Source organism: Martelella sp. FOR1707, assembly GCF_053484265.1.
In genome coordinates this window covers 167397-190100 of record NZ_JBAKFP010000004.1, presented here as the reverse complement: position 1 = coordinate 190100, position 22704 = coordinate 167397, and the positions used below count along the sequence as shown (strand labels likewise).

21 protein-coding genes are annotated in these 22704 nt (G+C 62.1%); 5 read left to right on the top strand and 16 right to left on the bottom strand.

Annotation, left to right across the window (positions count from 1 at the left end):
- Positions 1 to 113 precede the first annotated feature (113 nt).
- Positions 114 to 557, bottom strand: a complete 444-nt coding sequence (locus V6765_RS12285) for an NUDIX hydrolase (protein WP_448429143.1) — start codon at positions 555 to 557, stop codon at positions 114 to 116.
- Positions 558 to 636: 79 nt separating this feature from the next.
- Here V6765_RS12285 and V6765_RS12280 point away from each other — a divergent pair, with 79 nt between their 5' ends.
- The gene (locus V6765_RS12280) at positions 637 to 1374 is read left to right on the top strand and encodes an SOS response-associated peptidase (protein ID WP_448429141.1); all 738 of its coding nucleotides are present in this window, start codon (positions 637 to 639) and stop codon (positions 1372 to 1374) included.
- A 291-nt stretch (positions 1375 to 1665) separates the two neighbouring features.
- Here V6765_RS12280 and pssA read toward each other — a convergent pair whose 3' ends face one another.
- From pssA to V6765_RS12260, 4 genes are all read right to left on the bottom strand, one after another.
- Positions 1666 to 2550, bottom strand: a complete 885-nt coding sequence (gene pssA / locus V6765_RS12275) for a CDP-diacylglycerol--serine O-phosphatidyltransferase (RefSeq protein ID WP_448429139.1) — start codon at positions 2548 to 2550, stop codon at positions 1666 to 1668.
- Positions 2550 to 3248, bottom strand: a complete 699-nt coding sequence (locus V6765_RS12270) for a phosphatidylserine decarboxylase (protein WP_448429137.1) — start codon at positions 3246 to 3248, stop codon at positions 2550 to 2552. The genes pssA and V6765_RS12270 overlap by 1 nt, the downstream gene beginning before the upstream one ends.
- Before the next feature lie 95 nt (positions 3249 to 3343).
- Positions 3344 to 5230, bottom strand: a complete 1887-nt coding sequence (locus V6765_RS12265) for an ABCB family ABC transporter ATP-binding protein/permease (protein WP_448429135.1) — start codon at positions 5228 to 5230, stop codon at positions 3344 to 3346.
- A 254-nt stretch (positions 5231 to 5484) separates the two neighbouring features.
- Positions 5485 to 6954 carry a LysM peptidoglycan-binding domain-containing protein gene (locus V6765_RS12260; protein WP_448429133.1) on the bottom strand — a complete coding sequence of 490 codons (1470 nt, stop codon included), beginning with the start codon at positions 6952 to 6954 and terminating at the stop codon, positions 5485 to 5487.
- A 173-nt stretch (positions 6955 to 7127) separates the two neighbouring features.
- On the opposite strand from V6765_RS12260, the gene V6765_RS12255 reads away from it, so the two are divergent.
- The gene (locus tag V6765_RS12255; protein WP_448429131.1) at positions 7128 to 7748 is read left to right on the top strand and encodes an LOG family protein; all 621 of its coding nucleotides are present in this window, start codon (positions 7128 to 7130) and stop codon (positions 7746 to 7748) included.
- A 6-nt stretch (positions 7749 to 7754) separates the two neighbouring features.
- Here the strand turns inward: V6765_RS12255 and rarD are convergent, their stop codons facing one another.
- From rarD to cysS, 5 genes are all read right to left on the bottom strand, one after another.
- Positions 7755 to 8687 carry an EamA family transporter RarD gene (gene rarD, locus V6765_RS12250; protein ID WP_448429129.1) on the bottom strand — a complete coding sequence of 311 codons (933 nt, stop codon included), beginning with the start codon at positions 8685 to 8687 and terminating at the stop codon, positions 7755 to 7757.
- Between the two features lie 102 nt (positions 8688 to 8789).
- Entirely contained in the window at positions 8790 to 10409 is a 1620-nt protein-coding gene (gene cimA, locus V6765_RS12245; protein WP_448429127.1) for a citramalate synthase, read from the bottom strand.
- A 49-nt stretch (positions 10410 to 10458) separates the two neighbouring features.
- Positions 10459 to 10929 (bottom strand): GFA family protein, encoded by a 471-nt coding sequence (locus V6765_RS12240; RefSeq protein WP_448429125.1) that lies wholly within the window; start codon positions 10927 to 10929, stop codon positions 10459 to 10461.
- Entirely contained in the window at positions 10919 to 11410 is a 492-nt protein-coding gene (locus V6765_RS12235; protein WP_448429124.1) for a GFA family protein, read from the bottom strand. Before V6765_RS12235 ends, V6765_RS12240 begins: the two co-directional genes overlap by 11 nt.
- Before the next feature lie 199 nt (positions 11411 to 11609).
- Entirely contained in the window at positions 11610 to 13064 is a 1455-nt protein-coding gene (gene cysS, locus V6765_RS12230) for a cysteine--tRNA ligase (protein ID WP_448429123.1), read from the bottom strand.
- 493 nt (positions 13065 to 13557) lie between these two features.
- Here cysS and V6765_RS12225 point away from each other — a divergent pair, with 493 nt between their 5' ends.
- The 3 genes from V6765_RS12225 (at position 13558) to V6765_RS12215 (ending at position 16547) form a co-directional block, all read left to right on the top strand.
- Entirely contained in the window at positions 13558 to 14124 is a 567-nt protein-coding gene (locus tag V6765_RS12225; protein ID WP_448429121.1) for an outer membrane protein, read from the top strand.
- Between the two features lie 357 nt (positions 14125 to 14481).
- Positions 14482 to 15186, top strand: a complete 705-nt coding sequence (locus V6765_RS12220; protein ID WP_448429119.1) for an outer membrane protein — start codon at positions 14482 to 14484, stop codon at positions 15184 to 15186.
- A 209-nt stretch (positions 15187 to 15395) separates the two neighbouring features.
- Positions 15396 to 16547, top strand: a complete 1152-nt coding sequence (locus V6765_RS12215) for an MFS transporter (RefSeq protein WP_448429117.1) — start codon at positions 15396 to 15398, stop codon at positions 16545 to 16547.
- Here V6765_RS12215 and V6765_RS12210 read toward each other — a convergent pair whose 3' ends face one another.
- The 6 genes from V6765_RS12210 to alr all read right to left on the bottom strand — a co-directional run bounded on the left by V6765_RS12210 (position 16548) and on the right by alr (position 22685).
- Positions 16548 to 17111 (bottom strand): DUF1349 domain-containing protein, encoded by a 564-nt coding sequence (locus tag V6765_RS12210; protein WP_448429115.1) that lies wholly within the window; start codon positions 17109 to 17111, stop codon positions 16548 to 16550.
- Between the two features lie 13 nt (positions 17112 to 17124).
- Positions 17125 to 17868 (bottom strand): SDR family NAD(P)-dependent oxidoreductase, encoded by a 744-nt coding sequence (locus V6765_RS12205; RefSeq protein ID WP_448429113.1) that lies wholly within the window; start codon positions 17866 to 17868, stop codon positions 17125 to 17127.
- 20 nt (positions 17869 to 17888) lie between these two features.
- Positions 17889 to 19379 (bottom strand): amidophosphoribosyltransferase, encoded by a 1491-nt coding sequence (gene purF / locus V6765_RS12200; RefSeq protein WP_448429111.1) that lies wholly within the window; start codon positions 19377 to 19379, stop codon positions 17889 to 17891.
- Between the two features lie 51 nt (positions 19380 to 19430).
- Positions 19431 to 20021 carry a CvpA family protein gene (locus tag V6765_RS12195; protein ID WP_448429109.1) on the bottom strand — a complete coding sequence of 197 codons (591 nt, stop codon included), beginning with the start codon at positions 20019 to 20021 and terminating at the stop codon, positions 19431 to 19433.
- Positions 20022 to 20087: 66 nt separating this feature from the next.
- A complete protein-coding gene (radA, locus tag V6765_RS12190; protein WP_448429107.1) occupies positions 20088 to 21494 on the bottom strand; it encodes a DNA repair protein RadA in 1407 nt (468 codons plus the stop codon).
- 24 nt (positions 21495 to 21518) lie between these two features.
- Positions 21519 to 22685 carry an alanine racemase gene (gene alr, locus V6765_RS12185; protein ID WP_448429105.1) on the bottom strand — a complete coding sequence of 389 codons (1167 nt, stop codon included), beginning with the start codon at positions 22683 to 22685 and terminating at the stop codon, positions 21519 to 21521.
- Positions 22686 to 22704 lie beyond the last annotated feature (19 nt).

Sequence of the window (22704 nt, the reverse complement as noted above, 5' to 3'; positions counted from 1 at the left end):
CGGCTTCGTCTTTGTCGGTCATGCTATCAATTTTTTCGCGCTCGTGTCAGAGCGGCTGTCCGAAAAAGTGAATTTCCGGTTAATTGCAGCGCGTTGGCGCCTATTTCACGGCGCTAATGTGCTTCTTTCGCCACAGTGTCGCGGCGCTCCCGATCCAGCGCCTCGGCGCATTCGCGCACGCTGGAAGGCACGTTGAGGCGGGTGATATCGGCGAGCGTGAACCAGCCGAGATCGTCGGCGTCATCGGCCGCCGCCGCGATCGCGCGGTCATCGACCTTCGCCAGGAAGACGCTGAGTCGGTAGAAGCTGGTCACCGCGCCTGTCTCGTTCCTGTCGATCAGATCATAAACGGAAAACAGCTTTACATTTTCGGCGGTTAGGCCGGTTTCCTCCCGTAGCTCGCGAATCGCCGCCTGTTCTTCAGTTTCGCCCGCTTCCGCCTTGCCGCCGGGAAAGGCATACATGGCTTTCGCCGGTGGATTGGCGCGGCGCACCAGCAGGAACGTGTCTTTCCGGCGGATGATCACCGAGGAAGCGGGTTTTGGCGTCTCTGTCATGCTATATACGGGTGGCAAAGCCCAATGGATGATTCAAGGAAGGCGCGCCTTCCGTCTTCAGGATGAGTTTCAAAGCGCAATGTGTGGACGTTTCGGCCTGATAGCAACCCCCGAAGAGGTGGGCGAGGCTTTCGACATTACCGGCATCGAGCCGTTCCCGCCGCGCTATAACATCGCGCCGTCGCAGCCGATCCTGATGGTCGTGAGCGCATCTGAACTGACCGGCGGCGGGGAGGGGCGCAATGCGCTTCTGGTGCGTTGGGGATTGATTCCCGCTTGGGTGAAGGATGCACGTGCGTTCTCGCTGCTGTTCAATGCGCGCAGCGAAACCGCGGCGGAGAAACCTGCGTTTCGCGGGTCGATGCGCCATTTCCGCACGCTGGTTCCGGCCTCCGGCTTCTTCGAATGGCGCAGGACCGGCGGCGGCGCGCAGCCTTACTGGATCCGCCCGCGCCATGGCGGCGTGATCGCCTTTGCCGGCCTGATGTCGCCATGGCTGGGGGCCGACGGCACGGAGATCGATACCGGCACGATCCTGACCACAGCCTCAAGCGGCGTGATCGCGCACATTCACGAGCGTTCGCCGGTGGTGATTGCGCCGGAGGATTACGAACGCTGGCTCGATTGCCGCAATTACGAACCGCGCGAAGTCGCCGACCTGATGAAACCGCCGCCCGCCGATTTCTTCGAGGCCCTCCCGGTCTCGAAGGCCGTCAGCAACGCCCGCAATATGGGGGCAGACCTGATTGAGCCGATCGGGCCGGCGCTGGAGGGCGAGCCTGAGGATGAGGGTCCGGGGCAGATGGATTTGTTTTGAGGGAGGGTAGGGCGGTTGCCTGGTGGTTAGCTGGCAGACCCACAATCCGTCTCCGATTTTCGGTTCGGGAAACCGCGCAGCCCCAATCTCCCCCCTTGAGGGGGAGATGTCGCGAAAGCGACAGAGAGGGGTATGGGCATAAGCCCCAAGCTCCGAATTCGCCGAAAGGGTTCACCCCTCTCTGCCCCTGTCGGGGCATCTCTCCCTCAAGGGGGGAGATTATGGGCGGCAAGGCTTTCGGGCGTAACTGGCGTCCATCAGAGCCGGCGCAATCTTATGCAAAGCGGCCCATCAAATATCGAGATCCAGCCGGTTCTTGCGCGGCAAGTCGTCGTCCTCGTCGTCCTCGGTGTCATCCTCCATCACCAGCGTGCCGTATTTGCGGTGCCAGGCGCGGGCGCCGAGCGGCAGGCTGAGGAGGTAGAGCACGGAGCCGGCGATCATCACGTGCCAGGTATAGGCAAACAACAGCGCGACCGAGAGCACGGCGACCAGCATCATCGGCAGCGCGAAATCGCGCCGGACGGTGAAGCCGAGGCTCTTGCCGGACCAGACCGGCAGGCGGCTGATCAGCAGGAAGCCGATGAGCACGGTGTAGGCGGCTGAGGCCAGCGCCACGCCGCGGCCGAGCTCCATGCCGAGAAAGCCGAGATAGACCGGCAACAGCATGATGATCGCGCCAAGCGGCGCGGGGACGCCGACGAAATACTCGCCCTGCCAGCTCGCCTTGCGCTTGCGGTCGGCCATCACGTTGAAGCGGGCGAGGCGGAGGGCGGCCGCGATCGCATAGGTCAGCGCCGCGATCCAGCCGAGCGTGCCGCCGTCATTGAGCAGATAAGTATAGGCGACAAGCGCCGGCGCGATGCCGAAATTGACGATATCGGCAAGAGAGTCCATCTGCTCGCCGAATTTGGAGGAGGCCTTCAGAAGTCGCGCCAGCCTGCCGTCGACGCCGTCCAGAAAGGCTGCGATCAGCAGCATGGCGACGGCTTTCGGAAACTGGCCGTCGATTGCCATCCTGATGCCGGAAAGCCCGGCGCAGATCGCGAGCACGGTGACCAGATTGGGGATGATGAGGCGGAGCGGTATTTCGCGAAGCCGAGGTCCACGACCGGATTTGTCGGCCGTGGGCTTTATCCGGGGCTCCAGCGCACGATCCTGGCTGCCTTCATCCATCAGATTTTCCGTCCGACGGTCGGAAGATCAAAACCGCCGAAGCCCGCCAGCACGGTCTCGCCAGCCGTCGCCATCTGGCCGACGGCAACGCGCGGGGTGGCGGTCGTCGGCAGGTAGACATCGAGCCGCGAACCGAAGCGGATCAGGCCGAAGCGCTCGCCGGCATCAAGTACGTCGCCGTTCTCGGAGAAGCAGACGATCCGGCGGGCGACGAGGCCCGCGATCTGCACCACGCCGATCAAACCGTGGCCGGTTTCGATCACGAGGCCATTGCGCTCATTGTCTTCGCTCGCCTTGTCGAGTTCGGCATTGAGAAACTTGCCGGGGCGATAGTGGATGCCGGTGATCCGGCCGGCCATCGGCGCGCGGTTCACATGGCAGTCGAACACGTTCATGAACACGCAGATGCGCAGCATCGGCTCGGCGCCAAGCCCCATTTCGGCCGGCGGTATTTCCTCGCTGATCGCGGAGACGCGGCCATCGGCCGGGCTGATGACGAGATTGTCATCCTGCGGCACGACCCGGTCGGGATCGCGGAAGAAATAGGCGCACCAGAGCGTGGCGATCAGGCCGATCCAGAACAGCGGCTGGGCAATCCATCCAAGGATCAGGGTCGCCACCAGAAAGATGGCGACAAAGCGGTGGCCTTCCTTGTGGATCGGCGCCATCGAATGCCGGATGGAATCGATAATGGTCATTGGTCCTCGCTAGGTTGCCCGGTACTCACGGGCGACAATACAGGCTGCGCGCGGCCTTGGGAACACGGCCGTGCGTCGGTTTTGCGGCGGTCTTGTCAGTTGGCGGGGTCGAGCCGCATGATTACGCCCATATCGTCGCTCTCGCGCACCTTGCGCAACTGCTCCTCGGCAAGGGTCGCCTCGCGCTGGCGCTCCCACATCTGGGCGTAAAGGCCGCTCTGCGCGATCAGGTCGTCATGGGTGCCGCGCTCGGCAATCTCGCCGCGCTTGAGCACGATGATCTCGTCGGCGCCGATCACGGTCGAAAGCCGGTGGGCGATCACCAGCGTGGTGCGGTTCTTCGAGACCACGTCAAGCGCGGCCTGGATTTCGCGCTCGGTATGGGTGTCGAGGGCGGAGGTTGCCTCGTCAAGCACGAGAATTGGCGGGGCCTTGAGAATCGTTCGGGCGATCGCCACGCGCTGCTTCTCGCCGCCGGAAAGCTTCAGGCCGCGCTCGCCGACCTGGGTGTCGAAACCCTCCGGCAACTGCCGGATGAAATCGCCAACCTGTGCGAGTTCTGCGGCGGCATTGACCTCCTCGTCGGTCGCAGACGTGCGGCCATAGCGGATATTGTAGGCGATCGTGTCGTTGAACAGCACCGTATCCTGCGGCACCATGCCGATCGCCTCGCGCAGGCTCGACTGGCGCACCTCGCGCAGATCCTGCCCGTCAATGGTGATCGCGCCCTCATTGACATCGTAGAAGCGGAACAGCAGGCGCGAGATCGTCGACTTGCCGGCGCCCGTCGGGCCGACGATCGCGACCGTCTTGCCGGCCGGAACCTCGAAGGAAACCCCCTTCAGGATCGGGCGGGACGGATCATAGGAAAAATGCACGTCCTTGAAGGCGATCGCGCCCTGGCGGATCTGCAGGTCCGGGGCATCGAGCTTGTCGGTGATTTCGAGGTCTTCCTCGAGAATATCGAACATCTGCTCGATATCGGTCAGGCCCTGGCGGATTTCGCGGTAGACCGAGCCGATGAAATTGAGCGGGATGGCAAGCTGGATCAGCATGGCGTTGATGAACACGAAATCGCCGATAGTCTGGGTGCCGTTTTTCACCGAGATCGCCGACAGCACCATCATGATCGTCATGCCAACGCCGAAGATCACGCCCTGGCCGAAATTGAGCCAGCCGAGCGACGTCCAGATACGGGTGGCCGCATTCTCATAGCGCGCCATGGAGGCATCGAAGCGGTGCGCCTCCATCTTCTCATTGCCGAAATATTTGACGGTCTCGTAGTTCAGAAGCGAGTCGACGGCCTTCGTGTTGGCGTCGTTGTCGCTGTCGTTCATCTCGCGGCGGATGGCGATGCGCCAGTCGCTGGCCTTGATGGTGAACCAGACATAGAGCACGACCGTGACGGCGGTGATCGCGAGATAATCGAAGCCGTAGCCCCACCAGAAGATGATTGCGACCAGGAAGAATTCGAGCACGGTCGGCAGCGTCGCGAGGATCGTGAAGCGCACGATCGTCTCGATGCCCTTGGTGCCGCGCTCGATGATCCGCGACAGACCACCGGTCTTTCGCGAGAGATGAAAGCGCAGGGCGAGCTGATGCATGTGCACGAAAACGCGGTGTGCAAGGCGGCGCACAGCATACTGGCCGACGCTGGCGAACAGGGCGTCGCGCAGCTGGTTGAAGCCGAGCTGGCCGATGCGCGCGAGATTGTAGAACAGCACCAGCGTGACCGCGCCGAAAAGGACGGCCGGCAGGATGGTGTTGATTTCCAGCTCGCCGGTCAGCGCATTGGTCGCCCATTTGAAGGAATAGGGGACCAGCAGGAGAATGAGCTTGGCGACCACCAGCGCGATGGTGGCGAGAACCACGCGACGCTTCAGGTCCGGACGACTTTCCGGCCAGATATACGGCCATAGATTGATGATCGTCTGAAGCGGATTGGATGAATCCGCTGACACGGTTTTACCGCGATCTGCCATGCTTGTCCCCGCGCTCAAGGCCTGAAGGCCGAGCCGAAATAAGAGAAGTATCAAAATGAAAGGCGCCCCGCGGGGCGCCGCTTTCACCGCGACATAAGGTCGCCGCGGGGATATTGCAATGGCCGCGGGCCGAAACCGATTGCGCCGGCGGCGGGACGTTTTTCGCATATCGCCGGGCGCGCGGTCTTTCCCGGGCTGGCGCTGGAGCGGCGAAAAAAAGCGCGGTCAGCGATTTGCGGGCCGCATTTCAGCTTCTATTGGTCGCCCGCCGGCAGATGGTATTCCGGGCCGATCGGCATGCCGTCCAGCAGGCGGCGGTGGATCGTTTCCGCTTCCCCGATCGGCAGCGGTTCCTTCGGCACGGAGAAGACCTGGCCGGGCAGGATCAGGTTGGGATTGACGATTTGGGGCTCGTTGGCAAGGTAGATCGTGGTGTAGCGCACGCCGCGTCCATACATGCGCCGCGAGATGCGCCACAGATTGTCGCCGCGGCGGATGATCACGGCATTGTCGCTGCTTTCAAGCTGCGGCTGGGTAAAAGTCTGGCTGCCGTCCTGCTGCTGTTCGCCGCTGGTCGCCGGCGCGCTGGAGACTGCTGCTACCTGGTCGCCGGGCGGGCGGTCGAAAGGCACGACGGCGCGGGCGACGACCCCGCCATCCTCATCGAGCATATCGACGCGGATCGTATGCAGGCCCACTGAAACGTCGATCTCGGCGTCGAGAACGTAGTTGCCTTCGACATTCACCTCCGCATCGCCGATGAGCGCGTCATCGATATATCCGCGAATCGTGGCCCCCTGCGTGCCGCTGCCCGCCACAAACAGCCGGTTGCCTTCGATTTCGACGGCCTTGATGCTGACTAGGGGCGCCGCCTGTTCGCCGCCATTCCCGTCCGTCTTTTCCGCGTCGGTCTCGACCGTAACCGTCTGAAGCTGGGTTTTTTCTTCCTGCTCGCCGCCGTCATCCGTTTGCGAAGCATCCTGGTTGGAGGCCTGATCGCTGGAGCCGGTCTGCTGGGTGTTCCCGCTCGTCGGGCCTGTGTCGGCCGAGGTCGTGTCGCCGCCGGCATTCTGCTGCGCGGACGGCTGGCCGCCAGTGTCTTGCTCTTCGGTTCCCGCATCCTCGGCGCGCGCAACGACGGCGCCTTCGGGTGCGTCTTCGTCGCCATCCGGCGAGGCGATGATTTCGGAGGCCTTGCCCGGCTCGGTGATCAGGGCCAGCAGGTCGCCGTCCGGCGTTTCGGGGATCGAGATCGTCGCGGTCTGCAGCGATCGGGCGGTGCGGCCGTCGGGCATGGTGACGTCCAGATAGATCAGATGATCGCCGGGCGTCAGCGGCGTTTCGATGATGGCGACGAAATCGCCGGAATCGCCAACATTGGAAGAGGCGACAACGGTGTCACCCTCCTTGACGTCGAGCACGCCAAGCGGCTCGGCGGCGCCTGCGATGACGGCCGTGCCGTCGGGCTCCACGCGCAGCACGTCAAAGGTCGGGATGCGCAGGCCCGTCTGCTGCTGCTCTTCGTTCGCGTCGCTGTCGCTGTCGGGGCTGTTCGCGCTCTCGCCGGATGCGTCCGCGGGTTCGCTCTGCTCGGTCTGCGGCGCGCTGCCTTCCGTGGTGCTGCCGGTCTCGCCACCATCCTCGCGGGTAAAATAATAGAGGCCCGCCGCGATGAGAACGAGCAGGATGATGGCGATGACGATACCGGACCGGTTATTTTTCATTCAGAGCTCCGAAGAGGCGATGACGCCAATTGGCTGAAAACGCTAGCCATAGTGCCGGATATATACAAGAGTTCATTGGCTGTCTCGGCAAAGCGTGAACAGGGTAAATCTGCGATTGTGGTCTAAATGCAATGAACTTGACCGGTCGCGGGCTAATGGGATTGATTGGCGGCATGAAAAAACAAGACAAACCGATTCGCAGCATCTGCGTTTATTGCGGCTCCAGGCCGGGCGCGGCGCCTGAATATATGGCCGCCGGCAAGGCGCTTGGCACTGCCATCGCGACAGCCGGTTACGGCCTCGTCTATGGCGGCGGAACCAAGGGCATCATGGGTTCTGTTGCCGAGGGCGTGCTGGAAAACGGCGGCCACGTTGTTGGCATCATCCCGGAATTCCTCGTCGACATGGAAGCGACCCGCGACCAACTCGAGGCGCTCGACGAGCTTTTGATCACGCCCGACATGCATGTGCGCAAGCACACAATGTTCGAACGGGCGGATGCCTTCGTGGCGCTTCCCGGCGGAATCGGCACGCTCGAGGAGATCGTCGAGATCATGACCTGGGCGCAGCTCGGCCGCCATACCAAGCCGATGATCCTCGGCGATATCGGCGGTTTCTGGCAGCCGATGATAGAACTGCTGGATCATATGCTGAAGGAGGGCTTCCTCCACACCAGCCATCAGGTGCGTCCGCAGCTCATCGGCAATGTCGACGACATGATCCCCGCGATCGAGGCCGGCTGGGCGGAGACCGCCGACGAGGACGGCGATCCCCGGATCATCGGCAAGATGTGAGCCGCGCTATTCCGCCGGCGCTGATGCCTTGCGCCTGCGCCTGACCATGGGCGCGGTATAGATTACCAGCGCCACCCAAATGAGCACAAAGGCCATGAGTTTCGCCAGTTCAAGCGGCTCGCGGAAGATCAGGATCGCGATCAGGAAGATCACGCTCGGCGCGATATACTGCATGATGCCGATGGTCGAAAGCCTGAGCAGCTTGGTCGCGTTCGCGTAGATCAAGAGCGGTATGGCGGTGACAGCGCCGCAGCCGATCAAGAGCAGCGCCGTGACCGGCGAGTTCAGGAAATGCCCGGCGCCTGTGGCTTCCAGATAGATGATATAGCCGAGCGCAGGGCCGCTCAGCACCATCGCTTCCAGCGTGAAGGCGGTGGTGCCTTCCACCGGCATGACCTTGTGCAGAAACGCATAGAGCCCGAAACTGAGCGGCAGCAGCAGGGCGACCATCGGAAGTCGTCCGAGTTCCACGGTCAGGATGACCACCGCTGCGAAAGCGAGCGCCACTGCCACCATCTGGCCGCGCCCGAGCTTTTCGCGCAGGATCACCGCCGCGAGCGCGATCGAAAACAGCGGATTGATGAAATAGCCAAGGGCGGCATCCACCGTCTGGGCGGTGCTGACCGCGTAGATATAGGTGCCCCAGTTGAGCGTGATGAACAGGCTGCACAGAACCACAAGCCCCATCATCTTCGGCTGGCGCAGCACGCCGGTGACGGTGCGCGACTGGCCGGAATAGGCAACCATCGCCCCTGCAAACGGCAGCGACCAGACGATCCGGTGCGCCAGGATTTCGTCTGTCGGAAGGTGCGTGACGAGCTTCATGTAAAGCGGCAGCACGCCCCACAGCATGAAGACGATGAAGGCAAGCACGAAACCCTTTGTGGTATCGCCCTGCGGCGCCGGCGCTTCCTGGGCGGCTGGGATTTCGGTGGACATGGTGTTTCCTTGAAGTCTTTTGCCCAAACGCAATAGACCTTCGTTATCGCCGCCGCCACACGAAACTTGCGATCAAACCATCAAATGAATTGAACGAACCGCCTATTCCGCTGCAGCGCGGCCTGCGAGCTTGCGGTTTTTCATCAGCTTGAAGGTGATCGAATCCATCAGCGCCTGGAACGAGGCGTCGATGATGTTTTCGGAAACGCCGACCGTCCACCACCGCACACCGTCGTCATCGACGCTCTCGATCAGCACGCGGGTGATCGCCTCCGTGCCGCCATTGAGGATACGGACCTTGTAGTCGGCAAGCTTGAGGTCGGCGATCTCGCCCTGGAACTTGCCGAGGTCCTTGCGGAACGCCTTGTCGAGCGCATTGACCGGGCCGTCGCCCTCCGACACCGACATCACCCTGCGGCCGTCGATCTCGAGCTTGACCACGGCTTCCGACACGCTCTTCACCCGGCCGTGGCTGTCGTAGCGGCGCTCGACCATGACCCGGAAACTGTCGACATGGAAGAAATGCGGCACGCTGCCGAGTTCGCGCAGCGCCAATAGCTCGAAACTGGCATCAGCCGCCTCATATGCATAGCCCATGGCCTCGCGCTCCTTGACGATCGCAATCAGCTTGTCGAGCCGTGGATCGTCTTTGGCAACGGAAATGCCCAGCCGATTGAGTTCGTTTATGAAATTGGACTTTCCGCCCTGGTCCGACACCATCACTCGGCGGCTGTTGCCGACGGCTGCCGGATCGACATGCTCATAGGTCTTCGGGTCTTTCAGCAGTGCGGAGGCGTGAATGCCGGCCTTGGTGGCGAAGGCAGAGGCGCCGACATAGGGAAGCTGCGGATCGGGCGCGCGGTTCAAAAGCTCGTCGAAGCCGTGGGAGAGGGCGGAGATTTCGGTCAGCCCTTCGGCATCGATGCCGAGTTCGAAACGGCTGCTGTAGCGTTCCTTCAGCGCCAGCGTGGCGGCAAGCGTGATGATGTTGGCATTGCCGCAGCGCTCGCCGATGCCGTTCAGCGTGCCCTGCACCTGACGCACCCCGGCGTTGACGGCGACAAGCGAGTTGGCGACCGCCTGTCCGGTATCGTTATGCGCGTGAATGCCGAGGTTTTCGCCCGGAATGCCGCCCGCGATCACGGCGGCGATGATTTCCGCGATCTCGTCCGGCTGCGTGCCGCCATTGGTGTCGCACAGCACCACCCAGCGCGCGCCGGCATCATAGGCGGCCTTGGCGCAGGCCTGCGCATAGGCGGGGTTGGCCTTGTAGCCGTCGAAGAAGTGCTCGCAGTCGAGCAGCGCTTCCTTGCCGGACGCCGCGACGGCGGCGATGCTTTCGGCGATGCATTCGAGGTTGTCCTCGTTGGAGATGCCGAGCGCGACTTTGACGTGATAGTCCCAGCTTTTCGCGACCAGACAGACCGCGTCGCCAGCCGCGTCGATCAACGCTGCAAGGCCGGGATCATTGGAGGCCGAGACGCCAGCGCGCTTGGTCATGCCGAACGCCGTCATTTTCGCCCGGCCGGTGCGTCTCTTGGAGAAGAACGCGGTATCGGTGGGATTGGCGCCGGGATAGCCGCCCTCGACATAATCAATGCCGAAATGGTCGAGCATGTTGGCAATGGCGATCTTGTCCTCGACCGAGAAATCGACGCCGGGCGTTTGCTGGCCATCGCGCAGGGTTGTGTCGAACAAATAGATGCGTTCGCGGTCTGACATTGTCGGGTCTCCATCCCTTCGGGCCTTTGCGGCCATTCTTATGCGTCTGTTATGCCTCGGCGCCGTCTTCGGGCGGCCATTGGTCGGTGTCGTGGTCGGGGTGCTGGCGCGAGACGATCTCGCCCTCCTCCACCGTCTGCGGGCGTCCGGGCTTTTCGAAAAGCGCATCGATCCACGGCAGGCGGCAGTCGTGATTGACCTGGATCTGCGGCTCGAGATGCTGAGGCGCGTCAAATGCGCCGATCGCGAGCTCGACGCCACCCGAAAACTGATAGGTCAGCGGCGTGCCGCAGTTCTCGCAAAACCCGCGCAGCACCTTTGCGGAGGAGCGGAACATCTTCGGCTTGCCGCGTGTCCATGTGAGATGCGCGATATCCGCCGTCACCAGCGCGCCGAAGAAATTGCCGAATGCCTTCTGACACATCCGGCAATGGCAGATCGACGGGCGGCCGAGATGACTTGCGCGAAACCGCACCGCGCCGCACTGGCATCCGCCGGAAAAACTGCGTTCATCGCTCATCGCCACGCTCCTTCGGCCAATGGTCTGTGTCGTGATCGGGATGCTGACAATTACTCCCAGCCACGCCTTCCGTTCCACCGGGAAGGTCGGAACGGTCGGTGCCGCGTTCTGGAAGGCCGGGCAGGGCGGCAAAGAAGGTCACCCGACCCTCGACGCCATCCTGCGTTGCCGGAACAACCGCCGACGGATCGTCGAGACTGCCGAGCGTCACCGAGACGTGATCGCCGCCCTCGGTCATGAAAAACAGCGGCGTGCCGCACTGCTCGCAAAAGCCGCGCTTGACATGCTCGGAAGAAAAGAACCACCGCGGCGCGCCGCGCGTCAACGAAAACGCTTCGCTGTCCGCGCTCGCCAGCGGCATGAAATAATTCCCCGCCGCCTTCTGGCACATGCGACAGTGGCATAGATGCGGCGTCGCCAGCGCGCCCTCTACCCGATACCGCACCGCCCCGCACTGGCAACCGCCGGAGTAGCCTGTCATGATCGACCTCCCCGGATGAGTGTCGGGCCAGCCAGCGCCTTGCCGGGGATAGTGCCCACCCTCTCGGAGTCATGCTCGGGCTTGACCCGAGCATCCAGGCCACTCGGGAAATGCTGCCTGGATCCTCGGGTCAAGCCCGAGGATGACGCGCCGATAGGGTACGCCGGGATTGGCGAGGGAAGGGCGACAACGACAGTGCTCACCGCTTAACCTCCCACGTGGTGATGCGCTCGCCGGTTTCCTTGTCTTTTGAATCCTTTAGCTGGATTCCCTGAGAGGCGAGTTCGTCGCGGATACGGTCGGCTTCGGCCCAGTTCTTGTCGCGGATGAAGGCGAGGCGTTGGGTAACGGCGGCCTCTATTTCTTCTTGCAGCGTGTCATCAACAAGAAAATTAGCAACTTCGTGCGAGGCGTATTCAATTTGATCAAACCCAAGCAACTGAAGACCAAGTTTAAAACTGACTGCGGCTTGATTGTTGCCTTTGTTGGCATCTTTAAGCAGCCCCTGCATCTTTGCGATGAATAACGGGGTGTTCAGGTCGTCCATAAGTGGATGTTGGGGTTCAAGCGAGAAGCCGGATGTATTTACTCCAAACGACGCCGATGCCCAGCGTTGATAGATATTCTCCGCCTCCTCCAGCCGCTTCACCGAAAAATCTATCGGCTCGCGATAATGCGTCATCAGCATTGCCAGCCGCAGCACCTCGCCGGGCCATTTCCGGCCGCCGAATTTTTCCGTCTCCAGCAAATCATGGATCGTCACGAAATTGCCCTCGGACTTGGCCATCTTCCGGCCTTCCACCTGCACGAAGCCGTTATGCATCCAGACATTTGCCATCATGTGGTTGCCGTGGGCGCAGCAGGACTGGGCGATTTCGTTTTCGTGGTGGGGGAAGATTAGGTCGAGGCCGCCGCCGTGGATGTCGAAGGTCTCGCCGAGATGCTTTTCCGACATGACGGAGCATTCGATATGCCAACCGGGTCGGCCGTGGATCGCGACGGGTTTGCCGCCGACTGTGAACGCGCCTTCCCAGCCGGGCTCGTCGGCAGCGCTTTCCTTCCACAGCACGAAATCGGCCGGGCTTTTCTTGTGGCTTTCCACCGCGATGCGGGCGCCGGCCTGCTGGTCGTCGAGGTTGCGGCGCGACAGCCTGCCGTAATCGGGCATGGAGGGCACGTCGAACAGCACCTCCTTGCCTTCCGGCCCTTCCGCCACATAGGCATTGCCCTTGTCGAGCAACGTCTGGATCATCGCCACCATGCCATCAATATGGTCGGTCGCGCGCGGCTCGACTGTGGGCGGCAGCACGCCGAGGGCAGCAATATCCTTGTGGAACTGGTCGGCGGTCTTCTCGGTGACGGCGCGGATCGCCGCGTTCAGCGGCAGGTCCGGATAGTCGCGCTTGGCCCGCGCGTTGATCTTGTCATCGACGTCGGTGATGTTGCGCACATAGGTGACGTGGTCCTCGCCATAGAGATGGCGCAGCAGCCGGTAGAGCACGTCGAACACGATCACCGGGCGGGCATTGCCGATATGGGCGAAGTCATAGACCGTCGGCCCGCAGACATACATGCGCACATTGTCCGGATCGATCGGCTCGAAAGCCTGCTTCTCGCGGGTCAGCGTATTGTAGAGTCTGAGGGCATTGCCCATGTCGTCTCTCCCGAAATCCGTAATGACGAGCCGCGCCCGGAAGCCGGGTCGTCTGTCTGGGATGGATTTTCAGGACAAGAACGGCCGGCCAGCGAAGCGCTAGCGAATAATGATGCAGATCGTGCAGATGGCCGTGTTCATGCGCGGAGTTATGGCGGGAAGGGCGCAGAACGTCAAGCCTGTCGGCATGATTCGTAAGGCCGAAGATATAAAAGAAATTTTTAATGTTTATCTTCGTAATATTCAATATAATAATAAATATTGTCTTTCAAATATTTATATATAATTCAATTTCGCGAAATCTAAAAGGCAATATAAATGAATAATTAACTATAATATATAAATATTAATTTCATTATTTCTTAAATGGGAAAGAAGGGGAATTGCAATGTTCAAGGGGGTGATGATCTGCACGGGGGTCTTGTTTTCGGCCGTGGCAGTTCAGGCTGCGGATGTCGTGATTGCGCCTGCGCCAGTTCTCGACGAAATAACTGTGAGCGAGCAAAACGGCTTCAAGTGGACCGGCTTCTATCTCGGCGCGGTGGCCGGCTATCACTGGACCGATACCGATGTCGATACCTGGCGTCTGGTGGACCGGGATCTCCAGCTCGACAACTGGCTGGCCGGTGGGTTCTTCGGGGCCAATTACCAGTTTGAAAACAATATCGTTCTCGGCATGGAGGGTGAGTTCGACTATGCGGACGGCGTCAGCGGCGAGAACCTCCAGGTCATCATTGCCGGCGTGCCTGAAAACGCGACTGGTGATTTCGACCTTGGCTGGGGCGGTTCGCTCAGGGGCAGACTCGGCTACGCCATGGACCGGACCCTGATCTATGCCACGGCGGGCGGCGAGGTGGCGGCAGGCAGTGTGACCGGTAGCGCGCTGACCTATTCGCTGGACACGGGTGAGAAGGTCATGTTCGGCTGGACGGTCGGGGCGGGCATCGAACAGGCGTTCACCGATCACCTGTTCGCTCGACTGGAATACCGCTATTCCGGGTATCCGTCCGTCGATCACAGTTTTCGCTGGGATCCGAATTTCAGCATAAGCGCAAGCTAGAGCGTGGTGAAGGCCGGTCTTGGCTACAAATTCTAGGTCTGACCGGTCTCGGCACTGGCTGGGTGGTCGGGCCTGTTATGCCCTGCTGTGTGTTGATGCCGGAGGCCAGCGCCGGCCCGGCAGATTTGCTCCGCGATTGCGTCCGCATCCGGAGTAATCGATCTAAGGTGGTATATTCGCAGGGTTTTACTTAAGGTAGTGGGTGAAATTTATCGCGATTAATCAATGGGATAGGTGGTCATATGTGTTTTTTATGTACCACTGTCCGCTTTTCCGAAAATAATAATCTAATTTAAACTATACTAATGCACTCTATGCCCTACCTTTTAATCTGGAAGAGCAACAGGGGTGCATAAAATGATCAAGCGAATTTCAATTCTCGCGGCGGCTTTCGTGCCCGCCATCGGTGCTCAGGCGGCTGACGTGGTTTACACGCCGCCGGTCGTCGAGGATGTCGTTATCGTCGAACAGCGGGCCTTTACCTGGACCGGCTTCTATCTCGGTGCGAACTTCGGCTATCACTGGACGCAGGCCAATGCCGATACATATCGCCTCGTCGATAACAGTTTCGATTTCGACAACTGGGTTGGCGGCGCCTTCTTCGGCTACAACTACCAGCTCTCGAACGATGTCGTTGTTGGTGTGGAAGGCGAAGTCGATTACTTCGGCAATTCGGACGACCAGTCGGTTCAGGTGATCATCAGCGGTGCGCCGGAACCGGCGGTCGGCAAGTTCGAGCGTGGCTGGGCCGGTTCGCTGCGCGGCCGGCTCGGCTACGCCATGGACCGGACCCTGATCTATGCCACGGCGGGCGGCGAAGTTGCTAGCGGCAAGGTGGTAGGTTCGACCGCGCTTTATTCGCTCGACACCGGCGAACAGGCAATTCTTGGCTGGACCGTCGGCGCCGGCATCGAACATGCCTTCAACGACAACTTGTTCGGTCGCATCGAGTATCGCTACAGCGATTTCCCGAAATACGACAAGAGCTTCAGCTGGGACCCCAATTTCAGCATGGATGCATCGCAGAGCGTCGTGAAGGTCGGCCTCGGCTACAAGTTCTAGCATAGGGGCGTCGGGCGAGGATCGGTATCCGGTTCTTGAAAAAGCCCGTCGCGCGAAAGGATCTGGATAATCAGGCGGATCATCGTGATTGCCTGATCATCCCAGCCTTCCGATGAAATACGGTTGGCAGCCGCGCCGGAGGGCGGGTTGCGTGGTAGAGTGATCGGGCGATAATGATCGCTCGTGAATCACTTGCCACAGGTCATTCCTTGCCAAATCCGCTCACATTCCGGCTGCGGCTTGCCGCGTTGGTTATCGGCGTCTTTCTGATCGGCGCCAATTCGTTCATCCTCAGCCCGATCCTGAGCGATGTCGCCGCATCGCTGAACACCACTGCCGTGCCGATCACCTGGTCGATCTCGGCTTTTGGCGGGGCGACCGGCCTCTCGGCCTTTTTTCTTTCTGGCATGATCGATCGGTCCGATGCGCGGCTGGTGTTTTCAGCGGCGTTTATCGTGATGGCGCTCGGCTTTGTCGGCTCGGCGGCGACGCCGGTCTGGCAGGGGCTCGCCGCCGGTCAGGCGCTGGTCGGCGTCGCGACGGGCATCCTGCTGCCGGCGATCTATTCGGAGGCGGTGCGGATCGCTCCGGAAGGCGCGGGCGCGCGCTCGCTTGGCATCGTGCTGTCGGGCTGGTCTCTTTCCCTTATGCTTGGCGTACCGCTCTCCGCGGCGCTCAGCGACATGCTGGACTGGCGCACCGCCTATTTCGCGCTCGGCGGCATTGCCGCACTGCAGGCCGTGGCCTTCGCGATGTTCAAACCCTCCCAGCCGGTTGAGCCCGACCGCGCGAAGGGGCCGGCCAGGCTCCAGGTGTTGCGCATTGCCGGGGTCCGCAGCCTGCTGGTCACCTGCCTGTGCTTCATGAGCGCCTTTTATGGCGCCTATGCGCTGCTCGGCCACCATATGCGCGAGACGCTGGGCATCAGCGCCTCGGCGGCCAGCATGGCGGCCCTGACCTATGGCATCGGTTTCGGGCTCGGCGGCGTCGCCGCGCGGCATGTGGATCGTCTCGGTCCGGCGCGTGTGTTTCCCTATATCCTGGCATGTTCCAGTGCGCTCTATCTGGTGCTGGCCTTTGCCACGCAGGCATTCTGGAGTGCGCTGCTGGCAACGCTCGCACTGGGCTTCTTCAACCATTTCGGGTTGAACCTGACCGTGCTGCGCCTGGCGGGGCGCAATCCCGCCGCGCGCGGCATTCTGATCGGTTTCAATATCACCGCGACTTATATCGCCGTGTTCTGCGGGCCTTTACTGATGAGCGCGCTCTATGCGGCAGATGGTTTCGGCGCGGTTTCGCTGATGGCCGCGGCTCTGGTCGCGGTAGCGGTCATTCTGAACTGGCGCATCCGCGGGATCTGATCAGTCGTGAAGCTGCCGCGCGATCGGCGGCCCGACCTCGAAGGCGCTGAAGCGCACCTTCAGCCCGGCGCGTTCCGGCGTGCAGGCGGTCATGCCGACAAGGGCATCGGCGGCAGGGAAGGGGCAAAGCCGCGCCATCTGCCATTTTCCGTCGCCGAGATGAAACTGGACGCGGACGGCATCGCCGTGCCGGGTGATGCGGATCGAGACAGGCGTTTCCGGCGTGGCCGAATGAAGCGGGATCACAGACCAGTCCGAGACATCGCGGGTGACGACCGTCGAAAAATGCATAAGGCCGTCGGTGAATTCGATGCCGGCCTTGATCCAACAGGTCTCGTCGATCCTGAGCATGATGCCGGCCTGATCGTAGAGCGCCTGATAATCGGCGCTGACGGTGAGGCTGGCGGAGAAATCGCCGGTCACCGGTTCCAGCCAGGCGTGGCCGCTGTCGCGGGTAAAGCCGTAGAAGGTCTCGCGCCAGAAATCGGTCGCCTTGTCGGTAACAAGCGTCAGCGATGCGCCATCCGCGGACCACTCGGCCGGTTCGTTCAGCCATTCGCGCATCGCCCGGCCCCCCTTATTGCGGCAGCTGATAGTCCTTGAGGCGATCCTCGCGGACGGAATAGAGCTTGCCGCTTTCGGTGAAATCCGGCCGCGTCAGCCCCACGATCTTGGCCGCAACCTCGCTTGGATGCGGCAGCGTCATCGGATCCTCGCCGGGCGCGGCCTGGGCGCGCATCGCGGTGCGGGTGCGACCCGGATCGACGCTGTTGACCTTGAGCCCGGTATGGGCGGTTTCGCCGGCCCAGGTGCGCGCCAGCGCCTCGACGGCGGCCTTGGACGCGGCATAGGGCCCCCAGAACGGGCGGCAGGTATGGGCGACGCCGGAGGACAGCAGCACGGCGCGTCCGGCATCCGACTGCGTCAGCAGCGGTTCCAGCGAGCGGATCAGCCGCCATGTCGCGGTCACGTTGACGGTCATCACCTGCTCGAACACCTTGGCTTCGACATGGGCGAGCGGCGAGACGACGCCAAGCACGCCGGCATTGGCGATCATGATGTCGAGCTTGCCCCAGCGCTTGAAGATCGAGCCGCCGAGCCGGTCGATCGCGCCCATATCGGCGAGATCCATCGGCACCAGCGTGGCCGAGCCATTGCCATCGGCCTTGATCGCGTCGTCCAGCTCTTCCAGCCCGCCGACGGTGCGCGCGCAGGCAATCACGTGCGCGCCTTCGCTGGCAAGCTTGAGCGCGGTGAAATAGCCGATGCCGCGGGAGGCGCCGGTGACGACGGCCAACCGCCCTTCAAGTGGTTTGGACATGGTATGCTCCGGAAGTGTTTTCAGCCGTTGCCGGCCAGAAGCTCGACCCTCGAAAACTCGCCCTCATGCTCCTTGTCGAGGAGGCGGGTCGGGTAGTCGCCGGTGAACTGGTGATCGGTGAACTGCGGCAGCGCGTTGTTGCGCTTCTGCCCGCCGACAGCCTCGTAGAGCCCGTCGAGCGACAGGAATTGCAGCGAATCCGCGCCAATGAAGCGGCACATGTCGGCAAGCGTCTCGTGATTGTTGGCGAGCAGCTTGTCGCGGTCCGGCGTGTCGATGCCGTAATAATCCGGATAGTAGATCATCGGGCTCGCGACGCGGATATGCACTTCCTTGGCGCCTGCCTCGCGCAGCATCTGCACGATCTTCACCGACGTGGTGCCGCGCACGATCGAATCGTCGATCAGCACCACGCGGGCACCGGAAATCACTGCCTTGTTGGCCGAATGCTTCAGCTTGACGCCGAAGGCGCGGATCTGCTGGGTCGGCTCGATGAAGGTGCGCCCGACATAATGGTTGCGGATGATGCCAAGCTCGAAGGGAATGCCACTTTCCTGGGCGTAGCCGATCGCGGCCGGCGTGCCGCCGTCCGGCACCGGCACCACGACATCGGCTTCCACCGGCGCTTCCTTGGCAAGGTTGAAGCCCATATTCTTGCGGGTCTGGTAGACATTGCGGCCGCCGACGATCGAATCGGGGCGGGCGAAATAGACATATTCGAACAGGCAGAGCCGTTCCGGCTGTTTCAGCGCCGGCTTGCGGCTGTCGATCGAGATCGTGCCGTCGGGCTGGACTTCGCAAATCACCACTTCGCCATTTTCGACATCGCGAATGAATTTCGCGCCGATAATGTCGAGCGCGCAGGTCTCCGAACAGAAGATCGGCTTGCCGTCGAGTTCGCCCATCACCAGCGGGCGGATGCCCGTCGGGTCGCGCGCGGCGATCAGCTTGGTGCGGGTCATCGCGATCATCGAATAGCCGCCTTCCATCTGGCCGATGGCATCGATGAACCGGTCGGACGAGGTCTTGGCGCGCGAGCGGGCGATGAGGTGCAGCACCACCTCGGTATCGGATGTCGACTGACAGATCGCGCCGTCGGAGATGAGCTTGCGCCGCATCGACAGACCGTTGGTGAAATTGCCGTTATGGGCGATCGCGATACCGCCGACGCCGAGTTCTGCAAACAGCGGCTGCACGTTGCGCAGCACCGTTCCGCCGGTGGTCGAATAGCGCACATGGCCCATCGCCATCGAGCCGCTCAGGCTCTCCAGCATGGCGGGATCGGTGAAATGATCGCCGACGAGGCCGAGATGGCGTTCGGAACGGAACTGCTGGCCGTCATAGGACACGATGCCCGCAGCCTCCTGGCCGCGATGCTGCAGCGCATGCAGGCCGAGCGCGGTGAGCGCGGCCGCATCGGGGTGGCCCAGAATGCCGAATACGCCGCATTCCTCATGTAGCGTATCGTCATCAATGCTGAAATCGTCGCTCACGTCAAAACTGGTGCTCATCATCTGGTCCGGATAAGGCGGGGCAGGGGTCCGCTATAAATTCGTCTCGACTTATATAGCCTTGGTCGAAGCCTGTACATCGGGCGGAAGGATCACAATCGTCTTACCATCGATTTCGGCCACCACGCGGCCTTCCGTGGGCACAAGATAGGTCTCGATCTCTTCGCCGCCCGGCAGAAGGGCCTCGAGCTTGTCGGCCAGTATATCGAGCAGCGGCTTGGACTTCGCATTCCTGATCCAGTCCGGGCTCTGCGCGTCGCCGACCAGCCAGTTCCAGAAGGCGACGGCGACGGCCAGAATGAGAATACCGCGCAGCAGGCCGAAAACGAAACCAAGCGAACGGTCGAGCACGCCGGCGCGACTGTCGATAATATAGTCGGCAAATCGCGTTGTAACCAGCGAAAGAAGCAGCAACGCCACCAGAAAGATAATGGCGAAGGCGCCGGCCATCGCCAGACGCGGGTCGCTGAGCAGATTTTGAAGCGGCGGGGCAAGATAGGGAAAGCCGAGATAGGCGATCACCGCGGACAGGCCCCAGGCCAGAAGCGCCAAGATCTCGCGGGAAAAACCCCTGACCATGGCCAGAAGCGCGGAAAACAGAACGACCAAAACGACGATAAGGTCAAACAGGGTCACTGGCATTCATTGCTCCGCTCGTCTTTCGGCCTTGCCTGCGGCCAGATTCTGGTTGGACCGACGCCGGAGAACTCAAAAGTCGCCGTCGTCATTCGTGCGCTCCAACCGTTTGCCGCCTGCAATTTCCGCCACAAGCTCCGGTAGAGTCTCGAATCCTTTTAACCCGTTTCCCGTGACTGTTGCAATTTCAACCGTGCCGGACGGAAGAACGGCACTGGAAAAGCCGAGTTTCGCGGCTTCTTTCAGACGCTGAACGGCGTGGGCGACGGGTCTGATCGCGCCGGACAGGCTGATTTCGCCGAAATAAACAGAATCGGCGGGCAGGGCAAGGCCGGCCAGCGACGAAATCAGGGCGGCCGCGACCGCGAGATCGGCGGCCGGCTCGGTAACGCGGTAGCCGCCGGCGACATTCAGGTAGACATCGTGACTGCCGAGCCTGACGCCGCAATGGGCTTCCAGCACGGCGAGGACCATCGAAAGCCGCGCCGAATCCCAGCCGACCACCGCGCGCCGCGGTGTGCCGAGCGAGGTGGGCGCAACCAGCGCCTGGATTTCCACCAGCACCGGGCGGGTGCCTTCCATGCCGGCGAACACGGCGGCCCCCGGGGCCTTCTCGTTGCGTTCGCCGAGAAACAGTTCGGAGGGATTGGCGACCTCGCGCAGGCCCTTGTCGCCCATTTCGAACACGCCGATCTCGTCGGTTGCGCCGAAGCGGTTCTTGACGGTGCGCAGGATACGGTAGTGGTGGCCGCGCTCGCCCTCGAAATAAAGCACGGCGTCGACCATGTGCTCGACGACGCGGGGACCGGCGATCTGGCCTTCCTTGGTGACGTGACCGACCAGCACCATGGCGGCGCCCGTCTGCTTGGCAAAGCGGATCATCGCCTGCACGCCGGTGCGCACTTGCGTTACCGTACCGGGGGCGGCTTCAGCCATGTCGGACCACAGCGTCTGGATCGAATCGATGATCACGAGATCGGGGCGATCTCCATGAGCGAGCGTCGCCAGGATGTCCTCGACATTGGTTTCGGCGGCAAGCAGCACCTGGGCGTCGGCAGCGCCCAGCCGTTTTGCCCGCAGCCGCACCTGGGCAATCGCTTCCTCGCCGGAGACATAGATCACACGCTGATTCTGGCGCGCGAGGGCTGCCGCCGCCTGCATCAGCAGCGTCGATTTGCCGATGCCGGGATCGCCGCCAACCAGCACCGCCGAGCCGCGCACGAAGCCGCCGCCGGTGACCCTGTCGAGTTCGGCGATCCGGCTGTGGATGCGCGGCGCTTCCTCGCTTTCGCCGTCAAGCGGCACGAGGGCGACGGGACGGCCCTTCTTCGGCGAGCGGACGGGACCGCCGCCGATGCCGGCTGTCGGGTTTTCCTCGACGATGGTGTTCCACGCCCCGCAGGCATCGCAGCGTCCGGACCAGCGCGGCGTGACCGATCCGCAATTCTGGCAGATGAACTGGGTTTTCGGTTTGGCCAAGGTCTCGTCTTTTCGGGAGTGGTTTCAGTCCGGCTGGATATAACGGCGGTTATAGCGCAAGCCAAGGGAGGTCAGCAATTCATACCCGATCGTGCCGGCTGCCGCCGCCGCATCGTCAAGCGCGATATTAGGGCCGAAAAGCTCGACATAATCGCCGGCCCTGACCGCGCCTTCGGGCAAATCGGTAATGTCGAAAATTGTCATATCCATGGTGATGCGGCCGAGGATTGGCACGCGATGCCCGGCGACAAAGCCCATACCGCCTGAGGGAACGGCCTCGCGCAGCGGCACGCCGGTGCCCGATTTGGCGCGCAGATAGCCATCGGCATAGCCCGCCGAAACGATGGCGAGCCGGCTGTCGCGGTCAAGCTGCTGGGTCGCCCCGTAGCTGACATTTTCGCCCTTCTTCGCAAACCGCGTCTGAATGATTCGGGCTTCCGCCGTGGCCGCCGGTTGCAGCCGCTTTGAAGCGCCCGGCGCCGAATCACCGCCATAAAGCGCGATGCCCGGCCGGGTCAGGTCGAAATGATAATCTTCGCCCAGCAGGATGCCGGCGGAGGCGGAGAGGCTCGCCTCGATCCCCTCGAAGGCGTTTGCGACATCGCGGAATCGCGCCAGTTGCTCGCGGTTCATCGGGGAAGCCGCATCATCGCCGCAGGCAAGGTGAGAAAGCACGAGAACCGGCGAAAAACTTGCCGGCCGCGCGCCGTCGGCGGCAAGCCGCAGCGCCTCGTCATGGGAGAGGCCGAGCCGGTTGAAGCCGGTGTCGACCTGCAGCGCGCAGGGGTAATCGCCATAATCCGCGATCGCGGCGAAGAAGAAGGCAAGCTGCTCCTCGCTCGCCACCACCGGCACGAGGCCGTTTTCGAAGAACACCGCCTCCGTGCCGGGCCACATGCCGGAGAGCACGAAGATGCGGGCATCCGGCGCAAAACGTCGCAGCGTCGCGCCTTCTTCCGGAACGGCCACGAAGAAATCGGCCGCGCCCGCCTCGTAAAGCGCCTCGCCGACATCCTCGATGCCGAGCCCGTAGCCATCCGCCTTGACGACCGCGCCGGTGCGGGCCTTGCCCGAGAGCGCGCGCATGGTCCGCCAGTTGCTGACGATCGCCGAGAGATCGACCGTCAACCGGGCAGGGGCGGCATCGAAACCGATTTCGGTCTCCATGAATTCATTCGAATATTCAGTCATGAAACTGCCGTTCGTTGCG